This is a genomic window from Fundidesulfovibrio sp. YSD1 (assembly GCF_055397115.1).
Genome location: NZ_AP043666.1, coordinates 1,402,041 through 1,416,336 on the forward strand (window position 1 = coordinate 1,402,041; position 14,296 = coordinate 1,416,336).

General features: G+C 60.5%; 16 protein-coding genes, 2 tRNA genes and 1 other RNA gene. 3 read left to right on the forward strand and 16 right to left on the reverse strand.

Going from position 1 to position 14,296, the window contains the following annotated elements; genetic code table 11:
• Positions 1-19: 19 nt before the first annotated feature.
• The 10 genes from ACZ5V4_RS06520 to ACZ5V4_RS06565 all read right to left on the reverse strand — a co-directional run bounded on the left by ACZ5V4_RS06520 (position 20) and on the right by ACZ5V4_RS06565 (position 8,072).
• A complete protein-coding gene (locus ACZ5V4_RS06520) occupies positions 20-2,434 on the reverse strand; it encodes a VirB4 family type IV secretion/conjugal transfer ATPase (protein WP_464317370.1) in 2,415 nt (804 codons plus the stop codon).
• Positions 2,434-2,712 (reverse strand): conjugal transfer protein TrbD, encoded by a 279-nt coding sequence (trbD, locus tag ACZ5V4_RS06525; protein WP_464317371.1) that lies wholly within the window; start codon positions 2,710-2,712, stop codon positions 2,434-2,436. Before trbD ends, ACZ5V4_RS06520 begins: the two co-directional genes overlap by 1 nt.
• A 2-nt stretch (positions 2,713-2,714) precedes the next feature.
• Entirely contained in the window at positions 2,715-3,797 is a 1,083-nt protein-coding gene (locus tag ACZ5V4_RS06530) for a hypothetical protein (RefSeq protein WP_464317372.1), read from the reverse strand.
• A 12-nt stretch (positions 3,798-3,809) separates the two neighbouring features.
• Positions 3,810-4,130 (reverse strand): TrbC/VirB2 family type IV secretion system protein, encoded by a 321-nt coding sequence (locus ACZ5V4_RS06535; RefSeq protein ID WP_464317373.1) that lies wholly within the window; start codon positions 4,128-4,130, stop codon positions 3,810-3,812.
• Positions 4,130-5,200: a P-type conjugative transfer ATPase TrbB gene (gene trbB, locus ACZ5V4_RS06540; protein ID WP_464317374.1), complete on the reverse strand. Its 1,071-nt coding sequence runs from the start codon at positions 5,198-5,200 to the stop codon at positions 4,130-4,132. Before trbB ends, ACZ5V4_RS06535 begins: the two co-directional genes overlap by 1 nt.
• Positions 5,200-5,634: a hypothetical protein gene (locus ACZ5V4_RS06545; RefSeq protein ID WP_464317375.1), complete on the reverse strand. Its 435-nt coding sequence runs from the start codon at positions 5,632-5,634 to the stop codon at positions 5,200-5,202. Before ACZ5V4_RS06545 ends, trbB begins: the two co-directional genes overlap by 1 nt.
• On the reverse strand, positions 5,631-6,485 hold the full coding sequence (locus ACZ5V4_RS06550) for a nucleotide-binding protein (protein ID WP_464317376.1): 855 nt from the start codon (positions 6,483-6,485) through the stop codon (positions 5,631-5,633). The genes ACZ5V4_RS06545 and ACZ5V4_RS06550 overlap by 4 nt, the downstream gene beginning before the upstream one ends.
• Positions 6,486-6,872, reverse strand: a complete 387-nt coding sequence (locus ACZ5V4_RS06555) for a TraK family protein (protein ID WP_464317377.1) — start codon at positions 6,870-6,872, stop codon at positions 6,486-6,488.
• A 2-nt stretch (positions 6,873-6,874) separates the two neighbouring features.
• Positions 6,875-7,795, reverse strand: a complete 921-nt coding sequence (locus ACZ5V4_RS06560; protein ID WP_464317378.1) for a helix-turn-helix domain-containing protein — start codon at positions 7,793-7,795, stop codon at positions 6,875-6,877.
• Between the two features lie 208 nt (positions 7,796-8,003).
• Positions 8,004-8,072: hammerhead ribozyme type II (locus tag ACZ5V4_RS06565), an RNA gene on the reverse strand.
• 110 nt (positions 8,073-8,182) lie between these two features.
• Between ACZ5V4_RS06565 and ACZ5V4_RS06570 the strand changes: the two genes are divergently transcribed.
• Positions 8,183-8,836: a hypothetical protein gene (locus tag ACZ5V4_RS06570; RefSeq protein WP_464317379.1), complete on the forward strand. Its 654-nt coding sequence runs from the start codon at positions 8,183-8,185 to the stop codon at positions 8,834-8,836.
• Between the two features lie 17 nt (positions 8,837-8,853).
• Here ACZ5V4_RS06570 and ACZ5V4_RS06575 read toward each other — a convergent pair whose 3' ends face one another.
• From ACZ5V4_RS06575 to ACZ5V4_RS06600, 6 genes are all read right to left on the reverse strand, one after another.
• Positions 8,854-9,327 carry a hypothetical protein gene (locus ACZ5V4_RS06575; protein ID WP_464317380.1) on the reverse strand — a complete coding sequence of 158 codons (474 nt, stop codon included), beginning with the start codon at positions 9,325-9,327 and terminating at the stop codon, positions 8,854-8,856.
• Positions 9,314-9,922, reverse strand: coding sequence for a BRO-N domain-containing protein (locus ACZ5V4_RS06580; RefSeq protein ID WP_464317381.1), 609 nt, complete (start codon positions 9,920-9,922; stop codon positions 9,314-9,316). The genes ACZ5V4_RS06575 and ACZ5V4_RS06580 overlap by 14 nt, the downstream gene beginning before the upstream one ends.
• 214 nt (positions 9,923-10,136) lie before the next feature.
• A tRNA-Glu gene (locus ACZ5V4_RS06585) sits at positions 10,137-10,212 on the reverse strand.
• 7 nt (positions 10,213-10,219) lie between these two features.
• Positions 10,220-10,295 (reverse strand) — tRNA-Lys (locus tag ACZ5V4_RS06590).
• A 68-nt stretch (positions 10,296-10,363) separates the two neighbouring features.
• A complete protein-coding gene (locus tag ACZ5V4_RS06595; RefSeq protein WP_464317382.1) occupies positions 10,364-11,305 on the reverse strand; it encodes an Lcl C-terminal domain-containing protein in 942 nt (313 codons plus the stop codon).
• 21 nt (positions 11,306-11,326) lie between these two features.
• The gene (locus ACZ5V4_RS06600; protein ID WP_464317383.1) at positions 11,327-12,088 is read right to left on the reverse strand and encodes an NYN domain-containing protein; all 762 of its coding nucleotides are present in this window, start codon (positions 12,086-12,088) and stop codon (positions 11,327-11,329) included.
• A gap of 171 nt (positions 12,089-12,259) precedes the next feature.
• On the opposite strand from ACZ5V4_RS06600, the gene ACZ5V4_RS06605 reads away from it, so the two are divergent.
• Both ACZ5V4_RS06605 and ACZ5V4_RS06610 read left to right on the forward strand, forming a co-directional pair.
• The gene (locus ACZ5V4_RS06605; RefSeq protein WP_464317384.1) at positions 12,260-12,871 is read left to right on the forward strand and encodes a phage adaptor protein; all 612 of its coding nucleotides are present in this window, start codon (positions 12,260-12,262) and stop codon (positions 12,869-12,871) included.
• A 107-nt stretch (positions 12,872-12,978) separates the two neighbouring features.
• Positions 12,979-14,289 carry a terminase large subunit domain-containing protein gene (locus tag ACZ5V4_RS06610; protein WP_464317385.1) on the forward strand — a complete coding sequence of 437 codons (1,311 nt, stop codon included), beginning with the start codon at positions 12,979-12,981 and terminating at the stop codon, positions 14,287-14,289.
• Positions 14,290-14,296: the final 7 nt, after the last annotated feature.

Consider the following 14,296-nt stretch of genomic DNA (forward strand, 5'->3'; position numbering starts at 1 on the left):
GTGTAGCGTTACGTTTCCATTAGGACGCTGCCCGTTCACGCAACCATTCCAACTGCCACCCGTCGGCACCGTTGATAGTTTCAAGCTCTTTAATCCTGGCAATGCTCTCGGGATCACTTACTCCAACGAAAGCGAGTGTCTTGGCTTGCAACTTCAACTGGATGAGCCTGCGACCAATGGGCGTATCCATGTAGTAGTCGCGCTGTGGCGTGGCAGAGGCGAGGATTTCAACCTGACGGTCATTGAGACCGAATTTTCTGTACATTTCGGCACGGGACTCTTGCCGGGCGGTTTGGTCAGCCAGATAGATTTTGGTCGGACATGAATCGACAACCACGTCCATCATTCCGCCGTTCACCACGTCTGTGATGCTTTGGGTCGCCAGGATGATTACGCAGTTCTTCTTCCTGGCCACCTTGAAGTATTCCTTCATCTTGGCCTTGGCAGTGGGATCGGCGAACATAATCCACGCCTCATCAAAGAAGATGAACGAGGGTTGGCCTTTGAGGGAGCGTTCGATGAACCTGAAAAGATAGAGCAGGACCGGGACGGTGTTCTTGGGGCCGAGGCTCATCAGATCCTCGATCTCGAAGACCATGAACCTGGAAACGCCGAACGAGTCTGCCGACGCATCGAGGAGGCTGCCCATGGCTCCCTCGATTGTGTAGTGTGTCAGCCCTTCCTTGATTCGGTGATCCTGCACGGCGTCCTTGAAATGGCTGAGGCTCCGGAATTCCGGGGAGTCTGCACGGAGCTGGACCATTGCGTTGTGTATGGCCACGCGGTTGCCGGGGGTCACAGTGATGCGCTGGAGTTCCAGGAGCGTGGCGATCCACTCTTCGGCCCAGGCCATGTCCGAAGGGTCGTCAATGTGACGCAGAGGGGCGAACGACAGGGCCTTTCCAGCTCCGATTTCGTAATGGGTCCCGCCTGTGCCCTTGCAGGTGGCGTACATGCTCATGCCCTTGTCGAATGCGTAGATTTGGGCGTTGGCGTAGCGCCGGGCCTGGACGGCGATGGTGGCCAGCAAGGTTGACTTGCCGGAGCCCGTGGGTCCGAGGATCGCGGTGTGCCCTAGGTCGCGCACGTGCAGGTTGAACCAGAACGGCGTGGACCCGTCCGTGGTGCACACCATGAGGGGCGGGGAGGCCTCGGGGTAGAAAGGACAGGGACAATACTGCTCGCCCGTCCACACGCTGGCCAGGGGCAGCAGGTCCGCCAGGTTGAGCGTGTTGACGATGGGGCGGCGCAGGTTGGCGAACCAGTTGCCCGGGTGAGTTCCGAGCCAGGCCTCCACCGCGTTGATCGTCTCAATCCGGCAGCCGAAGCCCAGAGCCAGGATCGTCCGGCGCAACTCGCGTGCCCACTCGCGCAGAACTTCTTTGTCCTCGTGCAACAGAACGATGCAGGAGGTAAGGAACCCCGCGCCCACTCGCCCGCCCTGGACATCCACAAGAGCCTGCTCAGCGTCTTCGACCATTAGAGCTGCGTCTCGGTTCGCGCGGGGATTGGGATTGTTGAAGAACTTGTCGAGGAACCGGAAAACCTTCTGCTGCCAGCCCTTGCGGTAGGAGTCGATTTCTTTCGTCGCCTCCAACTGGTCCATGCAGATGAACCTGGTCGAGTAGCGATACTGGAGCCTGAGACCGTCCAGGGACGACAACATGGCTGGCCAGCTCTCTTGCGGAAATCCGTCGATGCTCAGAACAGCGATGTGCTGATTTCCGATTCGGGGAGAAAGGCCAGCGATGAAATCCTCGGAGCCAAGAAGAGCATCCAGATACATCGGAACCTTTGGAACACGCACAGGGTGTTCCACTCCAGTGAGACAAAGCTGGATATGAGACAAAAGAGAACTGTACAGATGCTCCGTGCCGTCTTCGTCGAACACGCTGTAATCGTCGAGACGACGAAGCTTGAGCACCGATGTGAGAGCATCGTCTAATTCCGCGATGGTGTTTTGGAATGTGTTGATTGCCCGTTCCAACACGTTTGTTTGGTGAAGGCCTGTTTGCGCCAGTGATGCAACCTTGTCGCCGCCGAAAGGTATCTTGTAGCTGAGCAGTATGACTGTCTTTGTACGGAAGCAGAGGTCGTCGCTGAAGAAGGCACGACGTTCATCGTCGATGAGCTGCGAAATAGGGTCCGGGAAATGGCTCGCCTCACGAGGAGGATAGGCGTGATAGTTGGTCCGGACGGCATCAGTCTGGATCATCCAGCCTGATCCAAGAAGCTTGACCGCGTTGTTGAACTGCATGGAGACGTACGCCAGCTCGTCTGCGGTGCTGGAAGCCGTGTCCTGGCCCCTGGCCGTGAACCCGGCTATGAGCGTACCGTCCTTGCAGAGCACCACGCCGGGCGCGCAAAGCAGCGCATAGGGCAGCAGGTCCGAAAATCCCCGAGTCTGCGGACGGAAGTTTCGCAAGTTGAGCATTACTGCCTTCTCCAGATGCCGGATTTAGCGGGGTACACGAGCTGGAGCTTCATGTGGCGAAACCACACTTTGCTCATGATCGGATCGGCTTTGGCCATCTTCCTGAGTACAAAGATCGTGACGACGTAAAAGACGACGGCGACCAGTCCTGAAAGGGCCGTGAGCCCTCCGACCCCGACGAGGAATGAGAACAGCACATTGAGGAGCACCAGCTCCCGCTCGGCTCCCATGATGTGGTTATGCCGGTGCAACGACTGAAAGATGGGGTATGTCCTCATGGCTACCCCAAGAAGCTCAGACCGCTACGGATCAGGATGTAGATGACCACAACGGCCAGCCAGAAGACCGAAATGCGCCAAGTCTGGACCAGCTTCGATTTCATGCCCTCGATGCCGGAAACTGAGTTGACGAGCTGGCCCATGGCCTCTTGCGAGGCGGCGAGAGGTTGGTGAAGCTTGGCCAGCTCCGCGCCCAAGAAGTTCCCAAGGTCAGCGTTCCCCTTGGAGCAGACTTCTTGGGTTTCGCGCACGAACTGAGTCAGCCCAGCTTCAAGGCTACGGTGCTGCTCGATGACCTGGCCGTGCAACTCGTTCAGGGCCGACGAGTCCGGCATGGCGGATTTCATGGCTTCCAGGGCAACTTGGCCGGTCCGGACCTCACCGAGGAGTTCCGTCACCACGGCGTCAAGCGCGAGGACGCCCTCGCGCGTGGCCGCGATCTCCTGCATCAACTGTTCGACCTGGTCGGGGTCCACGCCTCGGGAGAACTTGACCTGGTCCATCATCATCCGAATCTCGGAAAGCGCGCGATCAAGCACGTCTCCGGCCGAATCCAGGCTGTCCGCGAGGTCCGGGATCGGAGTTTCCCCTACGGCAGGAGCGTTGTCTTCGGCCGGTTGCACCTCGGATGCCGTGCCCACCAGGCCGGATTTCCATCTCCCCATGAGATCGTGGACGGCATCCTCGGGAACCTCGCCTGTGAGGATGCGTTCGGCCGGATACCTGCCACTGTCAGGCACCAAAGAGGGGCCTTCCTCTTCCGCCTGGCCTTGATCGGCCGTTACCTCCGGTTCGGCCGTATCTTCCGGCATTCCCGCCAGGTCGGACCCGAACCCCGCCTCGAAGTCACCAGACGCGGGTTCCATCTCTTCAACCGTCTCGGACGTCTCGGAAGATACGGCCTCCTGGTTTTCGCCAAGCCGCTGTCCTTCTTGAGGTAATATTTCGCCGGAGCCCCAACCGACTTGAGCTGTCTGAGTTTCCTGGACACTTGCCATTGCCGCCTTCATGGCCTCCAGGCCACCAGGAATGCCCGCAGCGGTCCGCGTAAGGCTTTGAATTGCCGTGAGGATCGATTCTTCCATGTCATTCCTTCCTTACGAGATGACCGCGCCACTGAACGAGAACAGGGCATCGACAATGCCAGCGGCGAAGGCGATGAACGAGATGCCGAAAACCACGCCGATGAGCAGCTTGAAGCCGCCCGAGAGATCGTCCTTGTTGAAGATGTAGATCACGCCGCACAGGGCCATGGCGGCGATGGAAATCCAGCGTCCGGCCGGGCCGGTGATCGTTCCCACTACCTTTTCCAGCGGCGACGCGAACTGCTCGATTCCGCCGGAGGCGGAGGCTTCGGGACAAAGGACCAGCACCAGGCCCAGACAGACAACCGACGTGACACTTTTGCTCAGTCGCATTACGCGGCCTCCTTCTCTTTGTTGCTGTATTTTTTCCACCAATTTCCTTCTTGAACGCACGCCTTACGATAGCGGTATATATACTCAACATCGTAAAGTTGCTTTACCTCATCATAGCCGTTGACTTTCAACACTTCCGTAACTCGCCGCCCCTCCTCTGTCTTTGAAATGAAGATGATAACGTCCACAGCTTGACCGATAAGAGAATGCATCGGCGAGACGACACGTTCAGCAACCAGGTCGCGCAGGCGCTGGAAAGTCTCGAACGCACTGTTGGAATGCAGTGTCCCGAGACCGCCATCATGGCCGGTGTTCCAACTTTTCAGGAGATCATGAGCGGAGCCGTCACGAACCTCGCCGACGATGATGCGGTCAGGCCGGAGGCGCAAAGTCGTCTTGAGCAGCTTTTCGTACTTCACGAAGTCCGTTGTCCGGAACTCCACCCGGTTGAGGCTCTTCACCACGAGTTCCCGCGTGTCCTCCATAGTGATGATCCGGTCGTGAGGGCACAGCCGCGAGATCGTTTCAATGAGGCTGTTGGTGAGCGTCGTCTTGCCTGAGCCCGTGCCCCCGGCCACCAGGATGTTTTGGCGGCGAGTGATGGCCTCCTCGAAGAACTCTTTGAGCCGGGCCGGGAAGACCCCGGCGCTCACGTATTCGTCCAGGGTGAAGACCTTGGCCGCCTTTTTCCGGATGGCGAAGGCAGGACCGGTCACAATGGGGGCGTCCATGCCCTCGAAGCGAGAGCCGTCCAGGGGGAATTCGCCCTCGACCACGGGCTCTTCCCGGGTGATGACGGTATTCAGGGCGGCGGCCACCAGCGAGAGGATGCGCCGCCCCTTGTAGGTGTCGATCCGCCCGACGTGCGCCATGGGCGCGCCGAACTTCTCGACCCAGAGCTTGCCGTCCGGGTTGAGCATGATTTCCAGCACCGTCGGGTCCTGGAGCGCGCCGAGGGCCGTGGCTCCCATGGAGGCCCGGAGGCTGACCATGCGCTTCTCGTGGACCTCGCGTTCCGCTTCGGTGGCAAAGGCGTCGGGTACAACTTCCGACGCTGTTGTACTGCTCATCAATGCCTCACGAAGTTGCTCAGGATGACTGCCAGGACGTTCGCCAGGGAGACACAGACCACGACGATGGTGAGCCAGCGCATGTTGCTTTGGAAATTGAGGAGGCTCTTGTTGACGCCCTGGAAAATCTCCTTGATCTCGGAAACCGACGACTGCGACACGCCTTTTGTCAGAGTGTCCGCAGCCTCTCGCGCCTGATCCAGGAACTTTGTTCCTTCGCTGTTGAGGTACACAGAAAATCCGTCACGGTGCTTCCCCGCAAACTTCTCGAATTCGGACATGTAGGCGTTGAGGATCGGAACCAAAAGGCAGAGCGGGTCATCCTTGGAGATGGAGACCCCGGCCTCACGGTGCAAAATGGTTCGCACCTCTTCGATGCTCAGGCCAGTCGCAGGCACGGACTGGACAGCTTCCGTGGTGTCCGAAGTGGTCACTGCATTTCTCCGATGGAGATGACGTTGGCCAGCGCCAGTTCCGTCGTGATTTCGCTCCAGTAACGCTTGAGACGATGCCTGGTCATGATCGGCCTGGAACTGCTGCTGATGGCGGCGTCGAACGTTTCGCGCCTGGTCAGCATTTCGGAAATGTCTTTGCCGAAGGTCGCTGCGTCGTGGACCGGCAAGGAAATCACTGCGTCGATGGCCTGCATGAACTTCTGGTAGATCGAGAAATCGAAGAAGCTCTTCCCCTCGATCTGAATTCTGCCGTCCTTGGGGTTGAGCCAGACGACCAGCGGAACGCCTGAAAGCAACTGGCGGTGGTACTGCTCCGCGCCTCTCTCGAATACGAACGTGGGTGCGTCGCCATCCGAGACCTCTCCTTCGTAAATCGGGAGGCTCTTGAAGTTGAAGATGATGTCGTTCACACCGTCCAGGCTGTCGGAAAGCCCGCCGCCGCCAGCAACAACAGTGTGGATCACGATGGCATGGCCGTATTCGCGGTAGACGCCTTCGGCCGCGAATGCCTTGACATCAAGAAGATACTCGCAGAGCTGGCGGTAAGCCGAGGAGCCGGTGTCGATGACCAAGTGGCCCTCCTCGGGCATGGCCGCCGCGATGTCGGCAATGCGGTCGAACTCGGTGGGCTCGATCCTGCTGCCCTCGGCGACCAGCGGCAGGACCACCACGTCAAGCTCGCGGTAACTCCCGAAAGTGTTGTTGGCGGCGTCTGCGTCAATGCCACGGGCATTGAGTCCGGATTCGATGAAGTACTGCAACAACGTGGAAGCCACGAACGACTTCCCCACGCCCCCCTTACCCTGCATTACGAAATGTAATGTTGCCATTTAATCGTCCTTTTTATTGAGTCCAATGTGATCCATTCCAGTCATTGTCATAAATTTCTTCGGCTGTGACTCACGATTCACTTCATGCGGTCGCGGGCGCTTGTTCCTTGAGTCAGCCCCATTTGCTTTATTCACTTTATGCACATCATTTTGATTCGCCTTACTTGAATCCTGCGCAAGAAACTTAGTAACAGCTCTTCTAAATGTTACATATGAAACAGTCGTCATCCCTTTTGTTTTCAACAAGTGATAAATCGCCTTTGCTGACCATCCTTCGTCCATCCATCTGACAATGTCCTCTTTCTGAGCCAAAACAAGCCTGTAAGCAGCGCCGCGTTGAGTTGAAAACTCTGCCAGCGTCTTACGATCTTCATCATCCGTGGTCATCGCTAATACCCGCGTCGATAGTAGTTGCTCAGCCAAGCCGGGAAGCTGACACGAGCTGACTGCGCTTCCACAATCTTTTTTGAAGATGGGAGCCGATTTTTATTGTACAAAATACTCCACAAAGCCCTGACCATAGCTGCTTCTGCATCGTTCAGGCTGCATCGCCAGAGCGACAACGCTTCTCGCAGGCGTTTGCTCGCAGCCTCGGGGAGTTGGATCGGCTCCGGCCGAGTCCCTTCCCTTTGGAGTCCAACTGCTTTTTCCCGCTCCGGGACGGCCTGAACCTGGTCCACGTCCGGGAGAGGGTCTTCCCAACGACGATCCTTGAGCCAGGTCACGAGGAATGGTGCGTAACCTCGCTTCCAGCGCGGATTGCGCTCCTCATGCTCTTTGATGCTTGCCACCAGCTCCTCCACCGGAGGAGCAACTCCGGCACGCGAAAGACGATGCCAAAGCCGCATAGCGGGCTTCCGGGCCTCTGATCGCGGGTAGGCAGACCAAAGGCGCTCGAAGGCTGAATCCGCCTTTTGACGGCTGTACGGCGCTGACGAGCTGGACGGCTTGGCCGGAGAGTGAGCTTTGGCCTGGCGCTTTGACGGTTCCACTGGCACGGCCGGAGTCGGGTCCGAAGAGGCGGCTTGCGGGTCCAGAATGTAATAGACGTTTCCGCGCCAGGGTCGTTTTTTGATGGCCACCAGCCCCAGCTCGACCAGGCGCTTGAGGTGGTTCTGAATGCTCCGCACCGTCTGCCGGAGCGATGCGGCAAGGTATGCCTGCGACGGCCAACAATGATCTTTGCGCCCCGCGCTGTCGCGCAGGAGCGCATAGAGAACCTTTGCTCCCATGGTAAGGTCTGTGCGCCGGAGGATGACATCCGGAAGTATCTTTCCTCGCCACGCGTAAGCATTGAGAGTCGCTTCCATTTTTCTGTCCTCTTGAGGGCCAGCAAAAAAGGCAGCAAAATCCCGTGGCACCGTTGACAGCGCACTGCTTGCGGGGTATGGAAAAACCACCTGTTTGGATGGCTCCGCACCACACGGTTGCCTTTTGGGATTTGGATTTTGGGATTTTGCCGCAAACCCTCAGTTCCAGCTGAGGGTTTTGCTTTTTGGGCCGTTCAATGATTGCCATGAGCGGCTGCTCATCAGGGCCGAGCCACCACGCCCGACCGACCGCCCGGGAGACCGGGCGGTTTCGCTTTGAGAGTTTGACGCCCCCGTAAGCCCTGCCACCGACAGACCCAGTTTCATTGCCTTTTCCATGAACTGGGATATGAGACGCCGGAAACAGGCACTCAACGGGAGGGAGACATGGCTGCGCCCTATTCACTGCGAGGCATTGAAGCGAAGATGCAATTCGTGCGGGAGTATTCAGCCCGCTGCGTTTTTTATTCAGCGTTGCCCCCAGGCGCACAGGTAACGTGTTGCTGCAAGAACCCCCTGGCGGGCAAATACTACCGGTTCCGCTACGGCAAGGACGGTAAAGACCTGGGCTACTTTTATGCAGGGCCTGGCTGTGGCGAAGCACTGCGAGAGACGAGCGCGGCCCTAGGCAAAGACGTCGGCACCCCTCGGTATTTTGACCCTCTCGACCTATTCTCTGGCCAGACGGATAGCCAGACCGCCAACCCTGATGATGGGCTAAGACCTGACATTCAGAGGAAGTCCGGCAACCGCGAGATGATTGCTGCCGTCTCCCTGCTTTTTTACTTTTGGGAAGAAGAGCGGACTGGATACTTGTTTTCCGTGCGGGACTCGCTTCAAAACGATCCGGGGGGGCTGCCATCAGAGTCGGCTGTGTGCAGCCTGAATAAGGCCATAAGGAACACAGCGAAATTTCGTGGAAAGACTCTTCGGCAAATGCTGACATCCAAATGCCAAGAGGCACGCGTAAAAGGGAAGGCATTTCACTTTGAGTATCTCGAAAACATACTAACCAATCGAGGTGAAACATGTTTTCTTTGAGCAGGCACATGCTGGGGCTATTCATCAAGAGCCCCCATCGACCTAAGCATTTCAATTAATCTAAGACGTCGCGTACTCTTTGATGGCTGACGCACAAGGTCTGCACAATTATCAACAAAATTGTACTCAGGCTTTTCGCCTTGACACAATAATGAATACTCATAGAGCCGCCTTGTAATCGGAAATATATCTACATACGCAAACGAAAACTCTTCATATATATCAAACGTGAGGTTTCTCCCTTGAGCACATTCAATTTTTAAAATTTCAAGTAATAGTTCTTTGACGTTTCCGTGCTTAACATGCCACAATCCACAATTAAAAGCGTAGTGAGTTTTTTGCGAATCAGTTATGGCCTCAGTTAAATTCTTGGCCTTTACAATTTCTCCAGATGAATTCACAAACCAGCACTCGAGATTTTCAACCCAAAGCCTGAAGTTCTCTCGCTCTTCGGAGTTCATTTCCGAAATCCTCAAGTCACGAAGCATCATCAGCCCCTTCCTCCGGAGAGCGGAGAGCCAACGAACGGCGATAGGAACCTGTCCGGCGGATCGAAGGAAGAACTTCGCCCGTGACCCAACGACGAAACGCCTTGGCTTCGGGTTTGCGGCTGCGGAAAATCAGCACATAGAGGCCGGATTCGGAGACGGTGCGGACTTGTTGCGCCCCTCCGGGCGAAAGGGGGTCGGTAATAGCGACCCCCTTTTCGTCATCATCCAAAGCGGCCAGGGCGTCGTTGTGATTTGAAATGTCCAGGACACGGCAGATATCCTTGGCCACGAACCAAGGAGCCCCATCGCCATCGAGTTTTGCCCGCACCAGCTCATCCCCAAAGGCAAAGGGGATCATGCCTTCCTTCTGGACGTGAACGGGGGCGGGGATCGGCTCCAGTCCGGGCAGCCCTCCACTCCGAACGGTGCTGAGAAAGTCTTCCAGGGTCCAGACGCTCGACAGATGGCCGCCTGTTTTGAGCAGGTGGAACGCTTCTTCCAGGTCCATACCGTGAAGCTGGACGCGGACTTTTTTGAAAAGCCGGACATAGCTGTTGTCTGAAACAAGGAGAACGTATTCAACTGGTTCCGTCATGAAACCCTCCCGAAGCGCGAACGCGCCACCCCCACGCAGGAGGGTTGAGAGGAGAACGTGAGAGGAGTAAGAAAGCCGCCCTGGTGCTGGCTGCCGACGGGGCAGCTTGACCAGGCAGGAGGGGAAAGAGGAACTGGACGGCCTGACAGGAAGAGAAAACAGGAAAACGCGGTAACTACCTGCTTTTGCTGGCAGTTACCGCGTTGAGGATCAGTGGCGTCCCCAAGGGGATTTGAACCCCTGTTAGCGGCGTGAGAGGCCGCCGTCCTAGGCCACTAGACGATGGGGACGCGCTGTTGGTGGGCCGTGCAGGATTCGAACCTGCGGCTCTCTGCTTAAAAGGCAGGTACTCTACCGACTGAGTTAACGGCCCATCCGCGCGAGCGGAGGAACCGTTTACCCGCACGGCCTCGCGCTGTCAAGAAGAATGTCTCTACTGATTCAAAGCCCCTTCGTCAACAAGAATTTGAAATGTTTTCCAGGTTTGTGCCCGACCCCCACCGCTCCCTTGCCGAAGTAGAGCACCCAGGCCCAGGCAGGATCGTAGCCGCTGCTCGTGGAAGACCACGCCCCGTCGAGGCCCTCCCCGAAGGGATGGCCGGGCGAGAGCGCGGGCCAGGCGCGCGAGGCGTCCGTCAAACCCTCGAGTTCGTAGATCGTGGGCAGCCGCCACCCGCCGCCGAGCCTGCGGGCCTGGTCCAAGGCCTCCTCCCACGACGCGGCCCCGCCTGACCTCGGCAGGGCTCCGGCCAGCCAGGCCATGCCCGTGAGCCTGTCCAGGGCCTCCGCCCCGGACACCTCGAAACGCGGCTCGGGCCAGGCAACCCCAAGGGCCAGGGCCTGGCCGGGCGACTCCGGCAGGCCGCGCCACGTTCCGCGCACGGGCAGAACCATATGCGCGGCCCCAGCCGGGCCGGGAAACATCCGCCCGCCCTCCAGGTGCACGCGCCAGGCGTGCCCGGGCGCGGCCGCGCTCGCGGTGGCGGTCCAGTGCCAGTGCTGGAAGACGTTCACGAAGGGGTGCCCCGGCGGCAGGGCCGGGCGGGCAAGGGCCGGGCAGGTGAGGTACAGGAGCTCACGGCGCGTGGGCAGCCGCCAGCCGTCGCGGCCGAGCAGCCGGGAGCGGGCGGCCCCGACCGCCCAGGCTTTGGCCTCGTCCCAGGCCATGGGCCAAGGGGCAACGGACGCGTCCCGGACCCACTCCAGGCCGGTCAGCCGGTCCAGGACCACGCCGCCAGACACCTCGAAGCGCGGCTCGGGCCACCTCCGGCCAGGGCGGAGTTCCCCGTCCTGGCCGGAACCGCGGCAATCGGCCACGAGCCCGAGCCCGCCGAAGCAGGCCTCCTGGCCCGTGGCCGGAATGGACGCGCCGGACGAAGGCATGGGCGCCAGGGTCTCGGGGCCCTACTCGTAGAGGTGTTCGTCGGGGGCGGCCGCCAGGTCCTCCTCCGCCGGGGCATCGGGGACCGGGGCTTCCTGCCCGGGCATGGAGACCACCCTGGCGTGCGGTGTGTGGCTGCGCTCCGGCGCGGGCAGGTTGAACTCCACCACGCCGTCCGCGTGCTCGCGCAGCTTGTCCGAGAGGTAGTAGCCGAACTTGGCCACGAAAACGAGCAGGCCGTGTTCGCGGGCGAAGTTCATGGCCGGGATCATGTCCGCGTCGCCGGTGAGCAGCACGATCTTGTCCACCGTGCCGCTGCGGGCGGCCAGCCAGGCGATGTCCAGGCCCATGAGCATGTCCACCTCCTTCTGCACCAGGTTGATGGACACGTCCTGAGGCTGGAGGGGGCGCTGCTGGCTCAGGTTCTCCATGATGGAGCGCATGTTCTTCTTGTTCAGCTTCCAGCCCTGCATGGCCAGCGACCCCAGCCGGAGGGCCATGCGCGGCATGCGCTGCAGCTGGGTGAGATATTCGTTCTTGATGCGGTACTGTTCGGTTGAGGAAAACTCTATTTCGCGCTGCGAGATGGGGTGTACGGCTCTTCCGCCATAAGGAGGGGAATCGTAATAGTATGCGCGGAAAAGCTTGTCGCTCTCGAATTCGGGATCATCCATGATCAATTCGCAGGCCAGCTTGACTGATTCCGCCGAAGGAGGCTGGCCCAGCCGGGCTTCAAGATGCTTCATCCAGAAAAAGCTGCCATCGATAAGGATAGAAACGTTCATATCGGGTACTCCAATCACGGGTATTGTAGACGGAAAGTGTAGACCTTGTGCGGGGCTCCGTCAAAGGATGGCGGGTAAATTTTTTGTCATTCTTGTCCAGATAGCCCCATGTGGGCTGCCGGACCGGGCGGGACGCGCTACAACACCGGCCTCCCTGGCGAAGGAGGCACCGTGACGGTCGGCGAACTCATGGACGAAGTCCGCCTGGAGATGTCCGACGAGCTCAAGACGCGCTGGAGCGACGCGCAGATCCTGAAGGCCCTGGGCAAGGGCTACCGCAGGCTCTGCCACGTGCTGCACAGGAACGACGTCGAGCTCGGCCGGGCAGTGCACACGTTCCACACCGAACCCGGGCGCGGGGAATACCCCCTGCCCGGCGACTTCATGGCCGACCACGGCCTGTACCGGGACGGCTCGGGGGTCAGACCCGTGAAGCAGAGCGAGGACGCCTGGGCGGCCCTCGGCTCCCCCCCGGAGTGCTCGGCCTGGCTGATCCGGGGCGACAGCCTGCATCTGGCTGGCGTCCCCCAGTCGCCCTACCCCATGACGCTCGTCTACTGGCCCCTGGTGGACACCGCCGGGCTGGACCCGGGCGCGCCCACGCCCTACGGCGGCAAGCTCGACGACATCGTGGCCGAGTACGCGGCCCTGCGGCTGAAAAACATCGACGAGATGGACGTGAGCATGGACTCGAGGCTCCTGCAGGACCTGGAGAACAACCTGCTGGCCACCTACTCGGCCATCTCCCCGGCCACCGTGACCAGGCGGGGCTGGCTGGCCTGACCCCGCGCCCGGGCCGCTGGAGGCCTTCCGGCGGCCCGGGCGACCATATAGCGCCATGCCCCCATATGGGGTGACGCGGCCGGTTTCCCGGCTACAATGCCTGGTCCATGAACCAGGACGTCACCATCCACACCGGCTACGAGCCGCACCGCTTCCAGCGCGAGATCCACGCCGGGCTCGCGCGCTTCTCGGTGCTCGTGTGCCACCGCCGCTTCGGCAAGACCGTGCTCTGCGTCAACGCGCTCATCGACGCGGCGCACCGCGAGGGCCCCCCGGACCTGCGCCTGGCCTACGTGGCCCCAACCCTCAACCAGGCCAAGCGCGTGGCCTGGGACTACCTCAAGCGCTACGCCCTGAAGATCCCCGGGGCGAAGAACAGCGAGGCCGAGCTTCGCGTGGACTTCGAGAACGGCTCGCGCATCAGCCTGCACGGGGCCGACAACCCCGACAGCCTGCGCGGGCTCTACCTGGACGGCGTGGTCCTGGACGAATACGCCGACTTCAGGCCCGAGGCCTACCCCGCCGTGATCCGCCCGGCGCTCTCCGACAGGCGCGGCTTCGCCATCTTCATCGGCACCCCGCGCGGCCACAACCACTTCTTCGAGCTCTACCAGGCGGCGCTGAAAAACCCGGGCTGGTACGCGGCCCGCTTCCCCGCGAGCCTCACGGGCATCCTGCCCCCCGGCGAGGCGCAGTCCGCGCGCTCGCAGATGAGCGAGGCCCAATACCGCCAGGAATACGAGTGCGACTTCGACGTCACCGGCGAGGACTCGCTCGTGCCGCTCTCGATTGTCCTGGACGCCATGGACCGCGCCGTGGGCTACCGCGACGCGGCCCCGGTCATGGGCCTGGACGTGGGCATGAGCCTGGGCGGGGACCCGTCCGCCATCGTGGTGCGCCTGGGCGGCAAGGTGGTGCACGCCGAGGAGTTCCGCTCGGACGACACCCTGGCCATCGCTGGGCTTGCGCGCGAGCGCTTCCAGGACTTCAGGCCCGAGGCCCTCTACGTGGACGCCGTGGGCTGGGGCGCGGGCGTGGCCCACACGCTCTCGGGCTGGGGCTTGCCGGTCACGGCAGTGAACGTGGCCGAGAGCGCGTCCTCATCGGAGCGCTTCAACCGCCGCCGCGACGAGCTCTGGTGGAAGGCGCGCGAGTTCTTCGCCTCGCGCGCCACCTGCATCGACTCGGCCATCGAACTCTCCGGCAAGCTCGCGGCGGAGCTCTCCTCCCCGCGCTACTCCCACCTGCCCACGGGCCGGATCAAGGTGGAGGGCAAGGACGAGCTCAAGCGCCGGGGCGTGCCCTCCCCCAACCTGGCCGACGCCTTCGTGCTGACCATGGCCCACGCCGACCGCTTCCGGGCGGCGGACGACAACCTCATCGCCAGCGAGGCCCCGGGGCCCTCGCGATTCCTCTAGGGAGGCC